The sequence below is a fragment of the Rhodanobacter thiooxydans LCS2 genome (genome assembly GCF_000264375.1).
GTDB lineage: Bacteria > Pseudomonadota > Gammaproteobacteria > Xanthomonadales > Rhodanobacteraceae > Rhodanobacter > Rhodanobacter thiooxydans.
Map to the genome: position 1 here is coordinate 21,025 of NZ_AJXW01000094.1, position 21,803 is coordinate 42,827.

Genomic DNA, 21,803 nt, shown 5'->3' on the forward strand with positions numbered 1-21,803 from the left:
CAGCTCTACGCGAGCACGAGCCCGAACGACCGGAAGCCTCGCACGCCGCGGGGCCGATCGGGCTGGTCGGCGACCGGCGCGCTGCGCCGGCCAGGCCGGAGCGCCATTGTAATGGGCGGCTGTGACGATATGCGCAAGACGGCGGCGGCCACTGCCGGGACGTTCACCGCCGTTGCCGCTACAATCGACGACCTTTCTCCTTCCACCCGGTTCACCAGGAACACCCGCCATGTCGCAGCAGTCCACGCCGAACGAAGCCCGGCCCAACGAGGCCTGGTTCACCGAGGCCCACCAGGCCTCCGGCTCCTCCATCGGTTTCCGCACCGAGCGGCTGCTGCATGCGGAGAAGACCCCGTTCCAGACCATCGAGATCCACAAGACCACCGACTGGGGCAACCTGATGGTAATCGACGGCTGCGTGATGCTGACCAGCCGCGACAACTTCCTCTATCACGAGATGATGACCCACCCGGCGCTGTTCACCCATGCGCGCGCCAAGCGCGTGGTGATCATCGGCGGCGGCGACTGCGGCACGCTGCGCGAAGTGCTCAAGCACGAGGAAGTCGAGCACGCGGTACAGGTGGAGATCGACGAGCGCGTCACCCGCCTGGCCGAGCAGTACTTCCCCGAGCTGTGCGAGGCGAACGGCGACCCGCGCGCCGAGCTGCTGTTCATCGACGGCATCAAGTACATGGCCGAGGCCGAGCCCGATTCGCTGGACCTGATCATCGTCGACTCGACCGACCCGGTCGGCCCGGCCGAAGGCCTGTTCAACGCCGCGTTCTACGCCAGCTGCTACAAGGCGCTGCGACACGGCGGCCTGCTGGTGCAGCAGAGCGAATCGCCGCTGGCGCACCTGGAGCTGATCAAGTCGATGCGCTCGGCCATGCGCACTTCGGGCTTCAGCGCGGTGAAGACGCTGCCGTTCCCCCAGCCGTGCTACCCCACCGGCTGGTGGAGCTGCACCATGGCGCGCAAGGGCGGCGACCTGTCCGGCTTCCGCGAGCGCGGCGCACTCAGCAAAAACTTCCCCACCAAGTACTACAACGCCGAAATCCACAAAGCCGCGCTGGCCCAGCCGGAGTTCCTGCGCGAGGCGTTGGGGGAATAAGCCGGGAATAGGGAGTTGGGAATAGAAGGGCCACAGTGGCCGCTCTTCCTATTCCTTATTCTCGATTCCCTATTTCCCGCCCTCAAAACATCTTCGAGCGCACCTTCGGCAGCAGCACCAGCAGCAGCGTGGCGAGCGGGCCGAACAGCAGCGACAACAGGAACCAGATGAGCCCGCTGCGGTTCTTGCCTTGCGCCAGGGCGGCATTGATCAGGGCCAGCGTGCCCCAGCCGACAAACCAGGGTGCGCCGCCGGCGAACGTCGACAGTTGATCCACTACGCGTCTCCCGAACGGTGACATGGGGGCGCGGCCCTGCGCCGGGGGTTTCCATCCTAGCAAGCCTTGCCGCACTGGTCCGCCTTCGCCGGCCGGCGGATCAGCCGCGCTTAATCCACGCAAGGTATGCTGCGCGCTTTGTTCGCCTGCGGAGTCGAGCCCATGATGCGTGGACGGCATTGCCTCGCCCTGATTTGCGCGTGGTCGCTGGCCGTTGCGCCGGCATTCGCCGGCAAGCCCCCGGTCGGCAAGAACCGCGGCACGCCGGACAAGGCGGTGCAGGCCCGCGACAAGGCCCAGCTCGCCTTCCAGCGCGACCTGGTCAGCGTGCTCGCCCCCAGCGGCGATCCGTCGCGGCTGCTCGGCGCGGCCCTGCTGGCGCGACCGCTGTTCAACCAGCCGCCCAGCAACAGCTTCCATCGCCTGATCGAGCGCGCCGCGCAGGCCGAAGGCGCCGACACGGCGGTCGACTGGATGCGTCTGGCCGATTGCGATGCCACCGCCGACGCCTGCCCGAACGAGGAAGCCCTGCAACACCTGCTGGCCCGAGCCCCGGACAACGCCGCGGTGTGGCTGCTCAAGTTCGGTGCCGATGCGCGGGCCAAGCAACAGGAGGCCGCCCGCGAAGACCTGCGCCAGGCCGCGGCCGCGAAGCGCTACGACGATTACGCCGGCATCAGCCTGCACGCGCTGGCCAATGCGGCCGGCGCGCTGCCGCCACCGCCCGATGTGCTGGACCCGGCCCACGCCGGCGGTGCCGTCGGCATGCAGACCGTGCTGGTGTTCGGCGTGGCCGGCACCCAGCCGCAACCGGCCCTGCAGTTGGTCGCCAAGCTGTGCGAGAACGCCGGCGAGGACGCCTCGATCAAGGCCGACTGCGTGGCCTTGGGCAAGACGCTGGAATGGGGCTCCAGCCCGCTGGCGCGTTCGCTGGGCCTGCACCTGCGCGAGGTGCTGGCCGACGATCCGGCGCAGCAGCAGGAAGCGAAGGACGCCCGCCGCGACCTGGTCTGGCAGGTGCAGAGTTTCGCCCAGCTGCTGGCCAGGGCGCAGGACGACACGGCACTGGCCCAGCGCCTGCTGGCGCTGGCCCGCCACGGCGGCACCGAGATGAGCCTGCAGCTGGCCGCCCTGCGTGACAACGGCATCCCGGTCGAAGCGCCTGCCGGCTGGCGGCCCCAGAGCCGGAAATAGGGAATCAAGGCAGGGAATAGGGAGTAGGGAATCGGAAGAGCAGCCCTTGCCGCCCGGTTCGGCGTTTCCCGCTCTGGCTATTCCCTGCCTTGATTCCCTATTCCCGGCCTTCCCGCTAGGCTTGGGCCACCTTCCGTAGCAGGGGCGATCCGATGCTTACGACGCTGGTGGCAAGCAGCAAGGGTGGTTGCGGCAAGAGCACGCTGGTGACGCAGCTGGCGTCGCACTGGGCCCAGGCGGGACAACACACCGCGATCCTCGACGCCGACCGGCAGCATTCCAGCTTCCACTGGGCCGAACTCCGGCCGGACAACGTTCCCGGCGTGCTGGCCTTCGACAGCGGCCGGCGCAGCCTGCAACGAGTGCCGCCGGACACCCAGCAATTGTTGATCGATACCCCCGCAGGCGCCGATGAGCGCGAACTGGAACCTTACCTCGATGCGGCCGACGTGCTGCTGGTGCCGGTGCTGCCGTCCTCGTTCGACCTCGACGCCACGTTGCGTTTCCTCGGCGAGCTGCAGGCGGTCAAGCGCGTCCGCAGCGGCAAGCTGCCGGTGGCGCTGGTCGCCAACCGGCTCAAGCCGTGGACCCACGCCAGCCAGGACGCGCTCGCCCGGCTCGCCGAGCAGTCGCCGTTCCCGATCGCCGCGCAGCTGCGCGACAGCCAGGCCTACGTGCTGCTCGCCGGGCTCGGCAAGGGCATCTTCGACTACCAGTCCGAGCAGGTGCGCAGCCATCAGCAGGACTGGAAGGCCCTGCTGCGCTGGATCAAGCGCCAGCACTGAAGCGCGCTCTTCCCCCACGTACATCGCGCCCCGCACCACCACACCTGGAGTCCTCCATGCACGAACTGATCCTGTTGCGACACGCCGAAGCCGTGCCGATGGAAACCGCCGGCGACGACCCGCAGCGCCCGCTCAGCGTGCGCGGCGAACGGGAAGCGCAGGCTGCCGGCCTGTGGCTGGCCGCGCACGGCCTGCGCCCCGACCGAGTGCTGTGCTCGCCGAGCCGGCGCACCGACGAGACCACCCGGCTGGCGCTGGCCGCGATCGACGACGCGCCGGTACCGCAGCAGGCCACCGAAATCTACGACGCCACGCCGGGCGAACTGCTGGCCCTGCTCGACCAGCATGCCGACGCCGGCACGGTGCTGCTGGTCGGCCACAACCCCGGCATGGAGCGGCTGGTCGCCCTGCTGGTCGAGGGCCGCTCCGACGAGTTCCGCGGCATGCCGCCCGGTGCGCTGGCCGTGCTGCACCTGGACGGCGCGCTGGAGCCGGGCAACGCCCGCCTGGACGCGTTCTGGTCGCCCTGACGCGCGCCGCGGCCATCCGCCAGCACCGCGCCGCGCCCGCCTCCTCATGGCCGTGGCACGCGCAGAACGTATGAGTCATCCATGCCTGTCCTGAGCCGATTCGTCCTTCCGCTCGTACTCGCACTGCTGTCGCTGCAAGGCTGCGCGCTGTCGCGCGCGCAGATCCGCCGCGCCGATGCCATCGTCGCCGCCACCGCCGATCATCGCCTCGATTGCACACGGGCCGACCATTGCGCGCTCCCCTCGCCGCTGCTGGACGCCGCCACCGCCGCGCTGGCCGCCTCCACGCCGCAGCGGCCGGTGCACGTGGTCACCCTGCTCGACGACTCAGAGCCGGCGCTGGTCGCGCGGATCAACCTGGTGCGCGCGGCACGACGCTCGATCGACGTGCAGACCTACATCTGGGACCAGGACGACGCCGGCCAGCTGATGCTCGACGAACTGGTGCGCGCGGCGCGGCGCGGCGTGCGCGTACGCATCCTGGCCGACCAGCTGTCCTCCTTCAACGACCCGGACCTGCTCGACCGGCTGGCGTGGATCAGTCCGAATCTGCAGGTGCGCCTGTACAACCCCACCTTCCACAAGGCACACACCCAGCCGCTGGAGTTCGCCGCCGGCATCCTGTGCTGCTTCATGCAGTTCAACCAGCGCATGCACAACAAGCTGCTGCTGGTGGACAACGCCATCGGCATCGCCGGCGGGCGCAATTACCAGGACCGCTACTTCAACTGGGACGACGCCTTCAACTACATCGACCGCGACGCGATGGTCGGCGGGCCGGCCGCGCTGCAGATGGCGGCCAGCTTCGAGCTGTTCTGGAACCATCGGCGCTCGCTGCCACTGACCCACCTGCGCGACGTCAACCGGCGCATCCTGACCGAACGCGCGCCACCATCCTGGCCAGCCCCGCGCTACCGCCGCCCGACACGCGTGGCCCGGGCGCAAGAGGATGCCGAGGACCCGGCCTGGCTGCGGACCTGGCTGGTCGACGCCTCGCTGCGGGTGGGCCGGGTGGAGTACTTCAGCGACCTGCCGGCCAAGACCGACAAGCCGGACAAGCGACGCGCGCTGGAATTCACCCACCACATCATGCACATGATCAGTGAAGCGAAACGCGAGGTGCTGCTGCAGACACCGTACCTGGTGATGAGCAAACGCGCCCAGCACATCTTTCGCACGCTGCACCGGCGCGCCGATCCGCCGCGCGTGATCGTCTCCACCAACTCGCTGGCAGCGACCGACGCGTTCGCCGCATATGCGATGTCGTACAAGCACCGCAAGCGCTACCTGAAGAAATTCGGCTTCGAGGTCCACGAACTGAAGCCGCATGCGCCCAGCGCCGGTGAGGACTACGAACTGGCCAACCTCGGCATGCCCGCGGCCGCCCTGCCGTCGAAAGTCACCGGCACGCGTCCCTTCAGCGAGACGCGTTTACACCTGCTCGGCAGCCGCGGCAGCAACAATCGGCCGGCACCGTTGGAAAGCGAAGGCATGCGCTTCGGCCTGCATGCCAAGTCGATCGTGGTCGACGACGCCTTCGCGATGGTCGGATCGCACAACTTCGACCCGCGCTCGGACCACTACAACACCGAGTCGGGCATGATCGTCTACGACCACGACTTCGCCGGCCAGCTGCGCCACAGCATCCTGCGCAGCACGCAGCCGGAGAACGCTTGGGTGATCGCGCCGCGGCAACCGAAGGTTCCGGTACTGACCGACATCAACCAGGCGATCGGCACGGTCTCCGAGAGCCTGCCGCTGTTCGACCTGTGGCCGTTCCGGTACGCCACCAGCTACGACCTCAAACCCGGCTGCCAGCCCCTGCGCGCCACCGACCCGAACTTCTACGCCTGCTACGAACCGGTCGGCGACTTCCCCGACGTGGCACTGTCGCCGAAGCTGATCATCACGCGGCTGATCACCGCGTTCGGGGTGGGGGCCAAGGGCATTCTGTGAGCGCCGCTCACCACCGTCCGCTCCGTTCCACGGAAATCACTTTCGCCACCTGTTGCCTTGTTTGAAGCAAGGACCAAGAGCTTTCGAGACCTTCGCTCTGCATAAAGCAGGAGCACGGCACAGGAAGCGCGCTCCTACAGGTGCACGTGAACGAAAGCTCTTTGCTCTGGGACGACAGAACGCAAAGTACCAGCGCGACCGGGCAACGGCCCTACGGCAACTGCGCGACGCGGTTGCCCTGCGAGGTGAAGCGCATCGGCAGCTCGCCGCTGAGGCCGTCGGGGTGGTCCAGCGGCACCGCGAAGCGCCAGCCGCGCACGCTGCGCAGGGCGTGCTGATCGAGCACCGGGTCGCCGCTGGATTCGGCGAGGCTGGCGGCGCGGACCCAGCCGCTGGCGTCAACATCGACGTGCAGCCGCACACGGCCGTCCAGATGGCCGCGCAGTTCGTCCCACGACTGCGAGCTGTCGGCTGGCGTGGCCAGCGGCACCAGTTCGGGGGCAGGAGCGGGCGCGGCGATGGCGGCTTGCGCCTCGTCGCCGACGACCCTCGGCGGCAGCGCCCGGCGCACCTGCACCACGCGGGTCCGGCCGTGCGCGGGACGCTGGGCAGGGCGGGCGCGCGTCGCGGTCGGCGTGTCGATCTGCACGACATAGCGCGCCGGCGGGCCGGGCCAGACGCTGGTCTGCTCGCTGAGCCAGCCGGTACCAGCGACGCCGGCGGCCAGCGCGAGCAGGCTGAGGGTGGTGGTGGTGCGCAGGCGGAACATGGCGGTCTTTATGCGCCCCGCAGGGCGAATCGCGGCTGAAGCTGCTGCCCGGTCACCGCTCGAGGATCGCGGTGACGCCCATGCCGCCGGCGGTGCAGATCGAGATCAGGCCGCGGCCGGAGCCCCTCTGCTCCAGCAGCTTCGCCAGCGTGGCGATGATTCGCGCGCCGGTGGCGGCGAACGGGTGGCCGACGGCGAGGCTGGAACCGTGCACGTTGAACTTCGCCGGATCGATCGAACCGAGCGGCGCGTCCAGGCCGAGACGGTTCTTGCAGTAGTCGGCGCTCTCCCACGCACGAAGCGTGCACAGCACCTGCGCCGCGAACGCCTCGTGGATCTCGTAGTAGTCGAAGTCCTGCAGGCGCAGCCCGTGGCGCGCCAGCATGCGCGGCACCGCGATGGTCGGCGCCATCAGCAGACCCTCGCCGTGCACGAAGTCCACCGCGGCGACCTCGGCATCGCGCAGCCAGGCCTGGATCTTCAGCCCGCGCTGTGCGGCCCACGCCTCGCTGCCCAGCAGCACCGCAGCGGCGCCGTCGGACAGGCCGGTGGAGTTGCCGGCGGTGAGCGTGCCGTGGCCGGAGGTCTTGTCGAACGCCGGCTTCAGCGCGGCAAGTTTTTCCATGGTCGAGTCCGGGCGCAGGAAGCCGTCGCGCTTCAAGCCGCGGAACGGCACCAGCAGGTCCTCGAAGAAGCCGGCTTCATAGGCCGCCGCCAGCTTGCGGTGGCTGTCCAGCGCGAGCCGGTCCTGCGCTTCGCGGCCAATGTGCCACTCCTTCGCCATCTGCTCGCAGTGGTCGCCCATCGACTTGCCGGTGCGCGGCTCGGCCACGCCGGGGAACGACGGCTTCAGTTCGCCGAGCGAGAAGCCGCGCAGCGCGACGCGCAGCTTGTCCAGCGGGGTCTTGGCACGGTTCATCGCCAGCAGGCGCTTGCGCAGGCGAGTGCCGTAGACGATCGGCACGTCGGAGGTGGTGTCCGAACCGCCGGCGATGCCGGCCTCGATCTGCCCGGCGGCGATCTTGTTGGCGATGATGATGGCGTTGTCGAGCGAGGTGCCGCAGGCGCGCGCGGTGGTGATGCCCGGCGTGGTCGGCGCCAGGCCGGAACTGAGCAGCGCCTCGCGCGCCAGGTTCCAGTCGGAGGAGTGCTTGATCACCGCGCCCATCACCACTTCGCCCAGCTCCACGCCGTGCAGGCCGAAGCGCTCGACCAGGGTGCCGAGCACTTTCACCGACATGCCGAAGTTGCCGACGTCGGCGTAGGCGGTGTTATTGCGACAGAACGGAATGCGCACGCCGCCGATCACCCCGACGCGCTTTTGCGTGTTTTCCATGCTCAGGACAGTCCACCACTCAAGTTTGTCAAGGCTAACCCGCCATGCCCCTCGGCGAAAGCCCAAATCGCTGAATGGTAGAATCCCGTCTCTTCGTCTTCTTGTGGACCTCGCTGGTGGAAACCAAAACGCTGCTCGCGCTCCCTATCGTGCTGGCGCTGGAACCGGCCGCGGGCGAGCCGGTGACGCGGATGAGCTTCACCCGCGACGAAGCTGCCGAGCTGGCCGCGCTGGTCGCCACCGACTTGCACGGGCTGGTGCCGCAGGTCGACGCCGCGCGGCTGGCGCTGGCCGCCGCGCTGTTCGACCAGGTCGAACTGCTGCGGCCGGGCTTCCCGGTGTGGAGCACGCTGGAGGATCTGGCGCGACGCGTGCCGCGCGGCCACCTGGAGAACGTGGTGGCGTTCGGCACCCACGAGGGGCACATGCCGGCGCCTGCGCTGGAGCCGTCCTCGGCCTATGCCGACGGCCCGATGCGGCTGCTGCCGATGAGCCTGTTGGTGCCGGCGGAACAGGCCGGGGAGTTGTCCGAGCAGCTGGAGGTCCAGCTGGTCGGCCGCGGCGAGATGGGCACGCATACCGCCGACTGGCTGATGCGTGCGCTCGGCATCCAGCTGGAGCATGCGCGCTACTTCAGCCGCAACGACCTGCTCGCGCTGACCTGCGTGCAGTACGAGCACGTCAACCTGGCGCCGTTGTGGGCGCTGCTGGAGGCGGCGCTGCTCACGCCCGACCACGAGGAATCGACCATGAGCGCGCGCGGACTGCCCCTGCACTACGCCGGCGGCAGGGTGCTGGCGCAGTCGCCGTCGCAGTGGCTGGGTGCGCAGACCGGCGGCGACGCCGGACAGCGCGCGCACGACTTCGCCGGCATCGTGTTCGAGCTTCGCCAGTACGCCGCGCTGCTCGACGCGCACCACGTGCCGCTGCAGCTGTCGCCCGAGCTGGCGGCGGACACGGCGGCCGACGGCTGCCTGCTGGAGACCCTGGCCGCGGTCGAACCGGGCTACGACCCGCCGACGCTGTTCGCGCACGAGGCGCCCGGCCTCGGCGTGGTGGCGGTCAGCGTGGTCCAGCGCGGCGACGGCGGGCAGGCGCGCGCGCTGGCGCACGGTTATCCGCTGCGGCCGCAGGCACTCGGCCCGCTGCTGGCACAGCTGACCGACCGTTACGGCATCGTCGCCGAACTGCACGCATCCGGCCGCATCGTGCTGGACGCCAACGGCCGGCTCGGCGCCCCGGCGACGCTCCTGCACTGAACTTCCGCGCAACCTGCTGGGCAGCGGCGAAAACTCGGCGCATGATGCAAGGGCGCCGCCAGGGGGCGCCCTGCTGACGGAATGACCATGCGGCCGCACGAGCCTGCCGAGGTATCGCCATCGCTACCCGGGGAAGCCGACTGGTCGGTGCGGGTCGCGCACGGCGCGCCCGTGCTGCTGGCCTACCTCGATCTGGAACAGCGCTTCCGCTTCGTCAACGACACCCACCGCCGCTGGCTCGGTGTCGATCCGCAGCAACTGATCGGCCAACACCTGGTCGACGTGGTCGGCCGGCGCAACCACGCGCTGGCCAAGGCGGCGCTGGCGCGCGCCTATGCCGGACACATGGCCAGCTACGAAGGCGAGCTGCACGACGGCCGTCGGCGGCGCTACGCGCACGGCAACTTCCAGCCCGACTTCGACGCCGACGGTCACGTCTGCGGCATCTTCACCGCGCTGGTCGACATCACCGAGCGGCATGACCTGGAACTCAAGCTGCACGAGAGCGAGCAGCGCTTCTTCGGCGCGTTCCAGCACGCCGCGATCGGCATGGCGCTGGTCGCACCGGACAGCCGCTGGTTGAGGGTCAACGCGGCGCTTTGCGCGATGCTCGGCTACCGCGAGGACGAGTTCCTGTCACGCACGACGCACGACATCACCCACCCCGACGACGTCGCGGCCAGCGACGTGCGGCATACGCAGATGCTGGAAGGCGAGCTGGAATCGTGCCATCTGGAGAAGCGGTATTCCCACCGGAATGGCAGCCTGGTACACGCGCAGCTCAGCGTGTCCCTGGTGCGCGACGACGACGGCAATCCGCGTTATTTCGTCGTGCAGATCCAGGACATCAGCCAGCGCAAGGCGTTCGAGGACGCGCTGCACCGCGAGCGCGAACTGGCCGAGGTCACCCTGCGCTCGATCGGCGACGCGGTGATCACCACCGACCCGCAGCTGTGCATCACCTCGCTCAACCCGATCGCCGAGGCGATGACCGGCTGGAGCGGGCTGGAGGCGCAGGGCCGCTCGATCGAGGAGATCTTCCAGCTGTTTGACGCGCGCAGCGGCCATGCCGTGGCGAATCCGCTGCGCGCAGCGATCAAGCACAACACCATCGTCGACCTGGCCGGCCGCACCCTGCTGCGCCACCGCCACGGCTTCGACACGCCGGTGGAGGACTCCTCCGCGCCGATCCACGACAATGCCGGCAACGTGATCGGCGGCGTGCTGGTGTTCCACGACGTCAGCGAAACCCGCGCGCTGGCGCTGAAGATGATCCACCTGACCCAGCACGACACGCTCACCGGCCTGCCCAACCGCAGCCAGCTGCACGAGCACATCGGCCAGGCGATCGCCACCGCCAACCGGCGCCAGCAGCGCGCTGCGCTGCTCTACGCCGACATCGACAACTTCAAGCAGGTCAACGAGCTGCACGGTCACGCTGCCGGCGACCGGGTATTGCGCGCGTTCGCGGCCCAGCTGCAGCGCTGCCTGTCCGGCGACGACCTGCTGAGCCGCTACGGCGGCGACGAGTTCGTGGTGGTGCTGCCACACCTGGAGAGCGTCGGCGACGCGGCCAGCCTGGGCCAGCGGCTGATCAACCACGGCGAGCTGACCCATGTCGACGGCCTGCCCGACCTCAGCCTGCAGCTCAGCATCGGCATCAGCGTGTACCCGGACGACGCGATCGAACCGGACGGCCTGCTGCAGCAGGCGGAGACTGCGCTGGTCGCGGTGAAGACGCAGGGCCGGCACGGCTACCGCTTCTTCACCGCGTCGATGAACGAGCGCACGCAGGCGCGGCGGCGGATCGAGACCGCGTTGCGCCAGGCACTGCCGCGGCACGAACTGGAGTTGCACTACCAACCCAAGGTGGACGTGCACAGCGGCCGCATCGTCGGCGCCGAGGCGCTGCTGCGCTGGCAGGCGAACGGACGCGAGCTGTACCAGCCGGACCAGTTCGTGCCGGTCGCCGAGGACAGCGGGCTGATCCTGCCGATCGGCGCCTGGGCGTTGCGCCGTGCCTGCCGGCAGGCACGGGCGTGGCAGGACCTCGGCCACGCCATCCCGGTCTCGGTGAACGTGTCGCCACTGCAGTTCCAGCACCCCGAGTTCTACCACTGGCTGGACGAGGTGCTGGCGGAAAGCGGCCTGGCGCCCGGCCTGCTCGAACTGGAATTGACCGAGCGCATGGTGATGTCCGGCGGCGACGCCACCACCGGTCTGCTGCAGCGGATCAAGCGGCGCGGCGTGCGGCTGTCGCTGGACGATTTCGGCACCGGCTACTGCAGCCTGTCGTACCTGAAGCACTTCCCCATCGACACGCTGAAGATCGACCGCGTGTTCGTGCGCGACCTCACCAGCGACCGCGACACCGCCACGATCACCGGAGCGATCATCGCGATGGCGCGCAGCCTCAACAAGGACGTGGTGGCCGAGGGCGTGGAGACGCACGCGCAGGTGGCGTTCCTGCGCCAGGCCGGCTGTTCGCAGTTGCAGGGCTTTCTGTTCGGCGCGGCATTGCCGGCGGCGGAGTTCCAGGCGCTGCTTACCGGAGCCTCCACCCCCACGCATCACCTGTAGGAGCGCACCCTGTGCGCGATGCTTTTTTCCATCACATGACGGAAAGCATCGCCCGCCAGCGGGCTCCTACAAAACCGGTACCGCCAGCGGCGCCTCGTACATGAAGTAGTGGCAGCGCTGCATGCCGAGTCCCTCGTAGGTCGCCTGCGCGCGGCCGTTCTCGGTTTCCACGTACAGCCGCAGGCCGACCGCGCCGGCCGCCGCGGCGCGCCGCGCGACCTCGGCATACAGCGCGCGGAACGCGCCCACGCGGCGCGCGGCCGGCACCACGTAGACGCTCTGGATCCACCAGAAATCGCCGTTGCGCCAGTCGCTCCATTCGTAGGTCACCAGCAGGCAGCCGACCGCCGCGCCATCGTGTTCGGCCACCAGGTAGAAGCCACGCCGCGGCTGCTCGAACACGCCGCGCACGCCGCGCTCCAGCGTCGCGCTTTCGAGTCGCTTGCGCTCGGTCTCCCAGGCCATCGCCATGTTCCAGGCGGCCAGCTCGGGAGCGTCGGCGGGCGTGGCGGCGCGAATCTGCAGTGACATGGGCGGGCTCCTTCGGGCGAGTGCCCATCCTAGCGTGCGTCATCTTCACATGCCGGCGCCTAGGATAGGGCGTGCCGGTGGTAGCAGCCCGCGCACGGGTTCCCGCCCGCAACCCGTCCCCACGAACGCCTCGCGGCCGCAGCCACGAGGCCAAGGAAAACGTTTTGAACATCGGCAACCTGCTCGACCTGCTCAAGCTGCGAAGGCTGCAAGCCTTCCGCCGCCGGCGTGCCGCGGCGCGCACGCGGCCGGAGCAGGAGCCGGCGCTGCGCGCGGAACTGTTCAGCGCCGAACAGATGGAACAGCACGGCCGCGCGCTGGCCGGCCAGCACCGGCTTAGCGCGCGGATCACCCCCGATACGCTGCTGGCGCGGCTGGACGACAACGAGGCGGTGCTGACCCACACCTGCGAACGGCTGACCGACGCCAGTCGCAAGCGGCGGCGGATCACCCCGGCCGCCGAGTGGCTGCTGGACAACTTCTATCTGATCGAGGAGCAGATCCGGATTGCCCGCCGGCACCTGCCCAAGGGCTATAGCCGCGAATTGCCGCGGCTGGCCAGCGGGCCGTCAGCCGGGCTGCCGCGGGTGTACGACATCGCGTTGGAGATCATCTCGCACGGCGACGGCCGGGTCGACACGCATATCCTGCAGCACTTCATCGACGCCTATCAGGAAGTGAGCCCGCTGAAGCTGGGCGAGCTGTGGGCGATCCCGATCATGCTGCGGCTGGCGCTGATCGAGAACCTGCGTCGCGTCGCCGCGCGGGTGATGGCGGACTGGAGCCATCGCGGCCAGGCCGCGCGCTGGGCTGACGCGATGACCGCCACCGCCGAACGCGAGCCGAACTCGGTGGTGCTGGTGGTGGCCGACATGGCGCGCTCGGTCCCGCCGATGAACAGTCCGTTCGTGGCCGAGTTGGCGCGCCGGCTGCAGGGCCAGAGCCCGGCGCTGGCGCTGCCGCTGAGCTGGATCGAGCAGCGCCTGGCCGCCTCGGGACAGAGCGTCGAGCACCTGGTGCAGCTGGAAGCGCAGCAGCAGGCCGCCAACCAGGTCACCATCAGCAACAGCATCGGCAGCCTGCGCACGCTGTCAGCGATCGACTGGCGCGATTTCGTCGAGCACTGCAGCCTGGTCGAGCACTGCCTGCGCGAAGACCCGACCGGGGTCTACGCGGCGATGGATTTCGCCACCCGCGACCGCTACCGCCATATGGTGGAGGCGATGGCGCGGCGGCACCGGCTGACCGAGCTGCAGGTGGCCGAGGCAGCTATCGCGCTGAGCCAGGCCGCAGCGCCCACCGACAGCAGCGTGTCGCTGCCGCAGCACGTCGGCTACTACCTGATCGACCGCGGCCGGCCGCGGCTGGAACGGCGGCTCGGTGTGCATCCGCCGCTGCGCGTGGCGCTGCGCCGCGGCTTCGACCGCGCGCCGTTGCCGATCTACCTGGGCCTGCTGGCGCTGCTCACCTTCGCCTTCGCGCAGCCGCTGGTCGGCATCGCCGCGCAGCAGCGCTGGCCGGCGTGGGCGCTGGTCGCGCTGGCAGTGCCCGCGGCGATCCTGGCCAGCCAGCTGGGGCTGAGCCTGCTCAACTGGATCGCCACGCTGTCGATCGCGCCGCAGCAGCTGCCACGGATGGACTATTCGCACGGCATTCCGGCCAGCGCGCGCACCCTGGTGGCGATCCCCAGCCTGATCGCCAGCACGCAGGACGTCGATGCGCTGGCCGAATCGCTGCAGGTGCGCTTCCTCGGCAATCGCGACGAACACCTGCACTTCGCCCTGCTCACCGATTTCGCCGACGCGGACCACGAAACGCTGCCCGGCGACGAGGCGCTACTGCAGCTGGCGCAGCGCCGGATCGAGGCGCTCAACGAGCGCTATGCCGGCGCCAAGGCCGACCGCTTCTTCCTGTTCCACCGGCCGCGCCTCTGGAACCCGGGCGAGCAATGCTGGATGGGCCACGAGCGCAAACGCGGCAAGCTGGCGGACCTCAACGCGCTGCTGCGCGGCAACGCGCACGGCCGCTTCATGCGGGTGGTGGGCGACATCGCCTCGCTCGGGCCGGTGCAGTACGTGATCACCCTGGACACCGACACCGAGCTGCCGCGCGACGCCGCGCGGGCCTTCGTCGGCACCATCGACCACCCGCTCAACCGCGCCGTGTACGACCCCGGGCGGCATCGCGTGGTCAGCGGCTACGCGATCCTGCAGCCGCGCGTGGGGATCAGCCTGCCGAGTACCGCGCGCTCGCGCTACGCCCAACTGTACGGCAGCGACGCCGGTATCGACCCGTACACGCAGATGGTCTCGGACGTCTACCAGGACGTGTTCGGCGAAGGCTCGTTCATCGGCAAGGGCATCTACGCGATCGACGCCTTCGAACGCACCCTGGACGGCTGCTTCCCGGACAACCGCATCCTCAGCCACGACCTGGTCGAGGGTTGCCACGCACGCGCGGGCCTGCTCAGCGACGTGCAGCTGTTCGAGACCTGGCCGGCCCGCTACGGCGCCGACGTGAAGCGGCGCCACCGCTGGATCCGCGGCGACTGGCAGCTGTTGCCGTGGCTGCTGCCGTGGGCGCCGACCGCGCACGGCGGCTGGCGCCGCAATGCACTCACCGCGCTGTCGCGCTGGAAGATCCTTGACAACCTGCGCCGCAGCCTGGTGCCGGTGGCGTTGCTGCTGTTGCTGATGATCGGCTGGCTGCTGATTGCGCCGGTGCTCTCGTGGACCGTGGCGGTGCTGTCGATGGTGCTGTTGCCGCCGCTGCTGGCGGCGCTGCTGGACCTGGTGCAGAAGCCGCGCGAGGTGCAGCTCGACCAGCACCTGCGCGCCGCCGTCCGGGCCGGCATGCAACATCTGGCGCGGATGGTGCTGGGGCTGGCGTGGCTGCCGCATGAGGCGCTGTACCACCTCGACGCGATCGTGCGCACGCTGTGGCGGATGGCGGTCAGCCGCCGCCACCTGCTGCAGTGGCGGAGCTCCAGCGAGGTCGAACGCCACGGCGACCATGCGCAGTCCGCGCTGTGGCGGCGGATGTGGATCGCCCCGACGCTGGCACTGGGGCTGGCCGTGGCGCTGGCGCTGGTGCGTCCGGACGCGCTGTGGCTGGCTACGCCGCTGCTGCTGCTGTGGCTGGGCTCGCCCACCCTCGCGTGGTGGATCAGCCAGCCGCGCGTGGCGGAGGTATTCGCGCCGAGCGCGCTGCAGCAGCGTTTCCTGCGCACGCTGGCACGGCAGACCTGGGCCTTCTTCGACGTCCACGTCGGCGCCGCGGAGCACTGGCTGCCGCCGGACAACCTGCAGGAGCAACCCGGGCCCGCGATCGCCCATCGCACCTCGCCGACCAACATGGGCCTGGCGCTGCTGGCGAACCTGGCCGCGCACGACTTCGGTTTCCTGGCCACTGGCCGCCTGCTCGAACGCACCCGGCAGAGCCTGGCCACCATGCAGCAACTGCCTCGCCACCGCGGCCACTTCTACAACTGGTACGACACGCAGAGCCTGCAGCCGCTGGCGCCGCTGTACGTCTCGGCGGTGGACAGCGGCAACCTCGCCGGCCACCTGCTGACCCTGCGCCCGGGCCTGGAGGAACTGCCCGGCCAGCCGATGTTCCGGCCACGCGTGCTGCACGGCCTGCTCGACACGCTGGCGCTGTTGCGCGACACGCTCGACGTCGACGCCGCGCGGGCGCTGGACCCGCTCGACCGCCACCTGCAGCAGGCGCTGGCCACGCTGCCGGCAACCAGCGGCGAAGCCAGCGCCCTGCTGCAGCGCCTGGCCGGGCATGCGCAGGCGCTGCAACAGTGGCTGGAGACCGAGCCCGGCAGCGAGGCGCGGTTCTGGCTCGATGCGCTGCTCGCGCAGTGCGACGAGCTGTACGCCGAGGCCATCGCGTTCCAGCTCGACCCGCCGCCTGACGGCGACGCCGGCTTCGCCGGCATCCCCACGCTGCGCCAGCTGGCCCGGATCGAACCGCTGGCGTGGCCGGCCGCGGCCGACGCCGAGGGCGTGCGCGAACGCGCGCGCGAACGCCTCGCCGTGATCGAGCAGCTGGCGCAACAGGCCGGCGAGCTGGCACTCGTGGACTATCGCTTCCTGTACGACGCCACGCGCGACCTGCTGGCGATCGGCTACAACGTCGACCAGCGCCGGCTCGACGCCGGCTACTACGACCTGCTGGCGTCGGAGGCGCGGCTGGCCAGCTTCGTCGGCATCGCGCAGGGCCAGCTGCCGCAGGACAACTGGTTCGCGCTGGGCCGCCTGCTCACCACCGTGGGCGGCGAGCCGGTGCTGCTGTCGTGGACTGGCTCGATGTTCGAGTACCTGATGCCGACCCTGGTGATGCCGAGCTACGAAGGCACCCTGCTCGACCAGACCTGCCACGCCGCGGTGACGCGGCAGATCGAGTACGGCAACCAGCTCGGCGTGCCGTGGGGCGTTTCCGAATCGGGCTACAACACGCTCGACGCGCACTTCACCTACCAGTACCGCGCGTTCGGCGTGCCCGGGCTGGGCCTGAAGCGCGGGCTGGGCGACGACACGGTGGTGGCGCCGTACGCCAGCGCGCTGGCGCTGATGGTGGCGCCGTCGGCGGCCACGCGGAACCTGCAGCGGCTGGCCGAGGCCGGCGCGCGCGGTCGCTACGGCCTGTACGAGGCGATCGACTACACCCCGGCGCGGCTGCCGCCGGGCCAGGATTCGGCGCTGGTGCGGCAGTTCATGGCGCACCACCAGGGCATGAGCCTGCTGGCGCTGGGCCATGCGCTGCTGGACCGGCCGATGCAACGGCGCTTCGAATCCGACCCGCAGTTCCAGGCCACCAGTCTGCTGCTGCAGGAGCGCGTGCCGAAGACCGCGGCGGAATACCTGCACGCCTCCGGCTTCCCCGAAACGGACGGCAGCCCGCGCCCGGCCGAGGCGCGGCTACGCGTGTTCGCCGACCCGGATCGCGCCCGCCCGGCCGTGCAGCTGCTGTCGAATGGCCGCTACCACGTGGTGCTTTCCAGCGCCGGCGGCGGCTACAGCCGACGCGGCGACCTCGCGTTGACGCGCTGGCACGAGGACATCACCCGCGACGCCTGGGGCATGTTCTGCTACCTGCGCGACGTGGCCAGCGGCGAGTGCTGGTCCACCGCCTACCAGCCCACGTTGAAGAAGACCGAGCAGTTCGAGGCGATCTTCTCCGACGCGCGCGCCGAGTTCCGCGTGCGCGAGCGCGAGTTCGACGCGCACACCGAGATCGTGGTGTCGCCGGAAGACGACATCGAGCTGCGTCGCACCCACATCGGCAACCGCAGCCGCACGCGGCGCACGATCGAGCTGACCAGCTACGCCGAGGTGGTGCTGGCGCCGCCGCTCGCCGACGCGGCGCACCCGGCCTTCAGCAAGCTGTTCGTGCAGACCGAGCTGGTACCGGCACTGCAGGCGATCGTGTGCACGCGCCGGCCACGCTCGGCCGGCGAGCAGGTGCCGTGGATGTTCCACCTGCTGGCGGTGCACGACGCCGACATCGACGCGATCTCCTACGAGACCGACCGTGCCCGCTTCATCGGCCGCGGTCGCAGCACGGCCGAGCCGCAGGCGCTCGACCGCGAGCAGGCACGGCTGTCCGACAGCGCCGGTCCGGTGCTCGACCCGATCGTGGCGATCCGCTGCCGCATCACGCTGGAGCCGGAGCAGACGGCCACCATCGACTTCGTCACCGGCTACGCCGAGCAGCGCGACGGCTGCCTGCAGCTGATCGGCAAGTATCGCGACCGCCACCTCGCCGACCGCGTGTTCGACCTGGCCTGGACGCACAGCCAGGTGCTGCTGCGCCAGCTCAACGCCAGCCTCGCCGATGCGCAGCTGTACGAGCACATGGCCACCGGCATCCTCTACCCGAACGCCGGCCTGCGCGCCGAGCCGGCGCTGCTGCGTGGCAACCGGCGCGGCCAGTCCGGGCTGTGGGGCCAGTCGGTCTCCGGCGACCTGCCGATCGTGCTGCTGCAGATCGCCAGCCCGTCGCGGATCGAGCTGGTGCGCCAGTTGGTGCAGGCGCATGCGTACTGGCGGCAGAAGGGCCTGGCGGTGGACCTGGTGATCTGGAATGAGGACCGCGCCGGCTACCGGCAGGAACTGCACGACCTGATCATGGGCCTGATCGCCTCCGGCAGCGAGGCCAGCCTGCTCGACCGCCCCGGCGGCATCTTCGTGCGCCCGGGGCAGCAGCTGTCCGGCGAGGACCGGCTGGTGATGCTGGCCAGCGCGCGCATCGTGCTGAGTGACGGCCGTGGCAGCCTGGCCGAGCAGATCGGTCGACGCCAGGTGGAAACCCATGCGCCGCGCTTCGAGCCGAGCCGGCCGCGGCGCATCGCCAGCGCCTCGCCCGTCGGCGGCACCGGCGCACCGGCGCTGCTACTGGCCAATCCGCACGGCGGTTTCAGCCACGACGGCCGCGAGTACGTGATCACCCTGGCCGCCGGCGACAGCACGCCGGCGCCGTGGGCGAACGTGCTGGCCAACCCGCAGTTCGGCACAGTGATCTCCGAGAGTGGCAGCGCCTACAGCTGGGGCGAGAACGCGCACGAGTTCCGCCTCACCCCCTGGCACAACGATCCGGTCGGCGACGGCGGCGGCGAGGCGCTGTACCTGCGCGACGAGGACACCGGCCAGATCTGGTCGCCCACGCCGCTGCCGTGCCGCGGCAGCGGCAGCTACACCACTCGCCACGGCTTCGGCTACAGCGTGTTCGAGCACCACGAGGATGGCATCCACTCCGAACTGTGGGTCTACGTGGCGCTGGACGCGCCGGTGAAGTTCTCCGTATTGCACCTGCGCAACGACTCCGGCGCGGCGCGCCGGCTCAGCGTCACCGGCTACGTGGAGTGGCTGCTTGGCGACCTGCGCGAGAAAACCTCGATGCACGTGGTCACCGAATCGGACCCGGCCAGCGGCGCGCTGTTCGCGCGCAACGCGTACAACAGCGAGTTTCCGAACCGCGTGGCGTTCTTCGACGTGGACGACCCCGCGCGCGGCATTGGCGGCGACCGCGGCGAATTCCTCGGTCGCAACGGCAGCATGCGCACACCGGCCGGGCTGGCCCGCGCGCACCTGTCCGGCCGGCTCGGTGCCGGGCTGGACCCTTGCGCCGCGCTGCAGTCGATGGTGAGCCTGGGCGAGGGCGAGCAGCGCCGGCTGATCTTCCGCCTCGGTCTCGGGCGCGACGCCACCGAGGCCAGCGCGCTGGTGCAGCGCTTCCGCGGCAGCGGCAGCGCCGCCGACGCGCTGGACAAGGTGCGCGCGCACTGGGCGCGCGTGCTCGGTGCGGTGCAGGTGCGCACGCCGGAGCCGTCGCTCGACATGCTCGCCAACGGATGGCTGCTGTACCAGACCATCGGCTGCCGGCTGTGGGCGCGCAGCGGCTACTACCAGAGCGGCGGCGCCTTCGGCTTCCGCGACCAGCTGCAGGATTCGATGGCAACCCTGCACGCCGCGCCGGAACTGTCGCGCGCGCAGCTGCTGCTGTGCGCCGCGCACCAGTTCGCCGAAGGCGACGTACAGCACTGGTGGCACCCACCACTGGACCGCGGCGTACGCACCACCTGTTCCGATGACTACCTGTGGCTGCCGCTGGCCATCGCGCGCTACGTGCTGGCCAGCGCCGACCGCGGCGTGCTCGAAGAATACGTCGGCTACATCGAGGGCCGTCCGCTGCACGAGGGCGAGGAGTCGTACTATGACCTGCCGCAGCCATCGGCCCTGCGTGAAACGCTATACCAGCATGGCGTGCGCGCCATCGAGCGCAGCTTCGCCCTGCGCGGCGCGCACGGCCTGCCGCTGATCGGCGGCGGCGACTGGAACGACGGCATGAACCGGGTCGGCGAACAGGGCCGCGGCGAAAGCGTGTGGCTGGGCTTCTTCTCCTGCGAAGTGCTGCAGCGCTTCGCCGAAGTGGCCCGGCTGCACGACGACGAGCCGTTCGCGCAACGCTGCGAAGGCGAAGTGGTCAAGTTGCGCAGCGCACTGGAGCAGCACGGCTGGGATGGCGCCTGGTACCGCCGCGCCTACTTCGACGACGGCACGCCGCTCGGCTCCAGCAGCAACGACGAATGCCGCATCGACTCGATCGCGCAGAGCTGGTCGGTGCTGTCCGGCATCGGCGCGCCGGAGCGCCAGCGGCAGGCGATGGACTCGCTGGACGTCCACCTGGTGCGCCGCGACGCCGGCCTGGTGCAGCTGCTGCGGCCGCCGTTCGACAAATCCGCGATGGACCCGGGCTACATCAAGGGCTACCTGCCCGGCGTACGCGAGAACGGCGGCCAGTACACGCACGCCGCCATATGGGCCACGATGGCCTTCGCCGAACTCGGTGACGGCGCCCGCGCGTGGGAACTGCTGCACATGATCAACCCGGTCAACCACGGCATCGATGCCGCGCAAATGGATGTCTACAAGGTCGAGCCCTACGTGGTCAGCGCCGACGTCTACGCCGTCGCCCCGCACATCGGCCGCGGCGGCTGGAGCTGGTACACCGGCTCCGCCGGCTGGATGTACCGGCTGATCGTGGAATCGCTGCTCGGCCTGCGCCTGGAAGCCGGCCAGCTGCGCTTCGCGCCGGTGCTCCCGGCCGAGTGGGAAGGTTTCGAGCTGGACTACCGCCACCGCGGCACGCTCTACCGCATCCGCCTGCACCAGAGCGACGTCGGCACGCCGAGCACGCTGTGGCTGGACGGCGAGGTGCAGCCCGACGGTCGCATCCCACTCGCCGACGACGGGGCAGAGCACAGCGTGGAACTGAACTGTCCGCGCCACCCATGAAGCCGGCCGCGGCGGCGTGCCCCTCCGCTCAGCGGTCCAATGGGCTCAATACACCGTGGCCGCCGCGGTTGAGCACGTGAGTGTAGATCTGAGTGGTCGCCACGTCCTTGTGGCCGAGCAGCTCCTGCACCGTGCGGATGTCATACCCGGACTCCAGCAGATGCGTGGCGAAAGAGTGGCGCAGCGTATGCGCGCTCACTGGCTTGACGATGCCCGCGCGGCGGCAGGCGCTTTTCAGCGAGCGCGACAGAAGTGCTTCGTCAAAATGATGCCGGCGCTCCACGCCATCCAGCGGGTCGACTGAGCGCAGGGCTGACGGAAATACGAACTGCCAACCGAATTCCCGTCCGGCATGGGGATACTTTCGCGCCAGGGCATGCGGCAGGCGAGCCACGCCAAAACCCGCAATCAAGTCACCTTCATGCAACACGCGGGCGCGCTCGATCTCATGCTGCAGCGGTTCGGCCAGCCTCTTCGGCAACACCGTGCGCCGATCCTTGCCACCCTTGCCGTCGCGCACCGTGATCTCGTTGCGGGCAAAATCCACATCCTTCACGCGCAGCCGCATGCACTCCATCAGGCGCATACCGGTGCCATACAACAGACTAGCCAGCAGCCACGGACGACCTTCCATCTGTGCCAGCAACGCCTGGCGGATTCAACTCCGAAGT

The 21,803-nt window shown here is 69.9% G+C and carries 12 protein-coding genes and 1 pseudogene; 8 read left to right on the plus strand and 5 right to left on the minus strand.

Annotated features, from left to right (window positions below):
- The first annotated feature begins 229 nt into the window (after nucleotides 1–229).
- Nucleotides 230–1,111 (plus strand): polyamine aminopropyltransferase, encoded by an 882-nt coding sequence (speE, locus tag UUA_RS16235; protein ID WP_008438830.1) that lies wholly within the window; start codon nucleotides 230–232, stop codon nucleotides 1,109–1,111.
- A gap of 82 nt (nucleotides 1,112–1,193) precedes the next feature.
- Here the strand turns inward: speE and UUA_RS16240 are convergent, their stop codons facing one another.
- Nucleotides 1,194–1,388: a hypothetical protein gene (locus UUA_RS16240; protein ID WP_008438831.1), complete on the minus strand. Its 195-nt coding sequence runs from the start codon at nucleotides 1,386–1,388 to the stop codon at nucleotides 1,194–1,196.
- A 162-nt stretch (nucleotides 1,389–1,550) separates the two neighbouring features.
- Here UUA_RS16240 and UUA_RS16245 point away from each other — a divergent pair, with 162 nt between their 5' ends.
- The 4 genes from UUA_RS16245 to UUA_RS16260 all read left to right on the plus strand — a co-directional run bounded on the left by UUA_RS16245 (nucleotide 1,551) and on the right by UUA_RS16260 (nucleotide 5,853).
- Entirely contained in the window at nucleotides 1,551–2,582 is a 1,032-nt protein-coding gene (locus UUA_RS16245; protein ID WP_008438832.1) for a hypothetical protein, read from the plus strand.
- 152 nt (nucleotides 2,583–2,734) lie between these two features.
- A complete protein-coding gene (locus UUA_RS16250; protein ID WP_008438833.1) occupies nucleotides 2,735–3,367 on the plus strand; it encodes a ParA family protein in 633 nt (210 codons plus the stop codon).
- 56 nt (nucleotides 3,368–3,423) lie between these two features.
- Nucleotides 3,424–3,897, plus strand: a complete 474-nt coding sequence (locus UUA_RS16255) for a SixA phosphatase family protein (RefSeq protein ID WP_008438834.1) — start codon at nucleotides 3,424–3,426, stop codon at nucleotides 3,895–3,897.
- Between the two features lie 81 nt (nucleotides 3,898–3,978).
- Nucleotides 3,979–5,853 (plus strand): phospholipase D family protein, encoded by a 1,875-nt coding sequence (locus UUA_RS16260; protein WP_008438835.1) that lies wholly within the window; start codon nucleotides 3,979–3,981, stop codon nucleotides 5,851–5,853.
- A 211-nt stretch (nucleotides 5,854–6,064) separates the two neighbouring features.
- Here the strand turns inward: UUA_RS16260 and UUA_RS16265 are convergent, their stop codons facing one another.
- On the minus strand, nucleotides 6,065–6,622 hold the full coding sequence (locus tag UUA_RS16265; RefSeq protein WP_008438836.1) for an energy transducer TonB: 558 nt from the start codon (nucleotides 6,620–6,622) through the stop codon (nucleotides 6,065–6,067).
- A gap of 52 nt (nucleotides 6,623–6,674) precedes the next feature.
- Nucleotides 6,675–7,958: an acetyl-CoA C-acetyltransferase gene (locus UUA_RS16270; protein ID WP_008438837.1), complete on the minus strand. Its 1,284-nt coding sequence runs from the start codon at nucleotides 7,956–7,958 to the stop codon at nucleotides 6,675–6,677.
- Between the two features lie 116 nt (nucleotides 7,959–8,074).
- On the opposite strand from UUA_RS16270, the gene UUA_RS16275 reads away from it, so the two are divergent.
- Both UUA_RS16275 and UUA_RS16280 read left to right on the plus strand, forming a co-directional pair.
- On the plus strand, nucleotides 8,075–9,217 hold the full coding sequence (locus UUA_RS16275; protein WP_039954303.1) for a hypothetical protein: 1,143 nt from the start codon (nucleotides 8,075–8,077) through the stop codon (nucleotides 9,215–9,217).
- An 87-nt stretch (nucleotides 9,218–9,304) separates the two neighbouring features.
- Complete coding sequence (locus tag UUA_RS16280; protein WP_039954305.1) at nucleotides 9,305–11,797, plus strand: sensor domain-containing protein; 2,493 nt, start codon at nucleotides 9,305–9,307, stop codon at nucleotides 11,795–11,797.
- 66 nt (nucleotides 11,798–11,863) lie between these two features.
- Here the strand turns inward: UUA_RS16280 and UUA_RS16285 are convergent, their stop codons facing one another.
- On the minus strand, nucleotides 11,864–12,328 hold the full coding sequence (locus UUA_RS16285) for a GNAT family N-acetyltransferase (protein WP_008438840.1): 465 nt from the start codon (nucleotides 12,326–12,328) through the stop codon (nucleotides 11,864–11,866).
- A 164-nt stretch (nucleotides 12,329–12,492) separates the two neighbouring features.
- Between UUA_RS16285 and UUA_RS16290 the strand changes: the two genes are divergently transcribed.
- On the plus strand, nucleotides 12,493–21,132 hold the full coding sequence (locus UUA_RS16290) for a glycoside hydrolase family 94 protein (RefSeq protein ID WP_008438841.1): 8,640 nt from the start codon (nucleotides 12,493–12,495) through the stop codon (nucleotides 21,130–21,132).
- 28 nt (nucleotides 21,133–21,160) lie between these two features.
- Here UUA_RS16290 and UUA_RS19905 read toward each other — a convergent pair.
- Nucleotides 21,161–21,778, minus strand: a pseudogene (locus UUA_RS19905) (integron integrase); the annotation flags it as partial.
- Nucleotides 21,779–21,803: the final 25 nt, after the last annotated feature.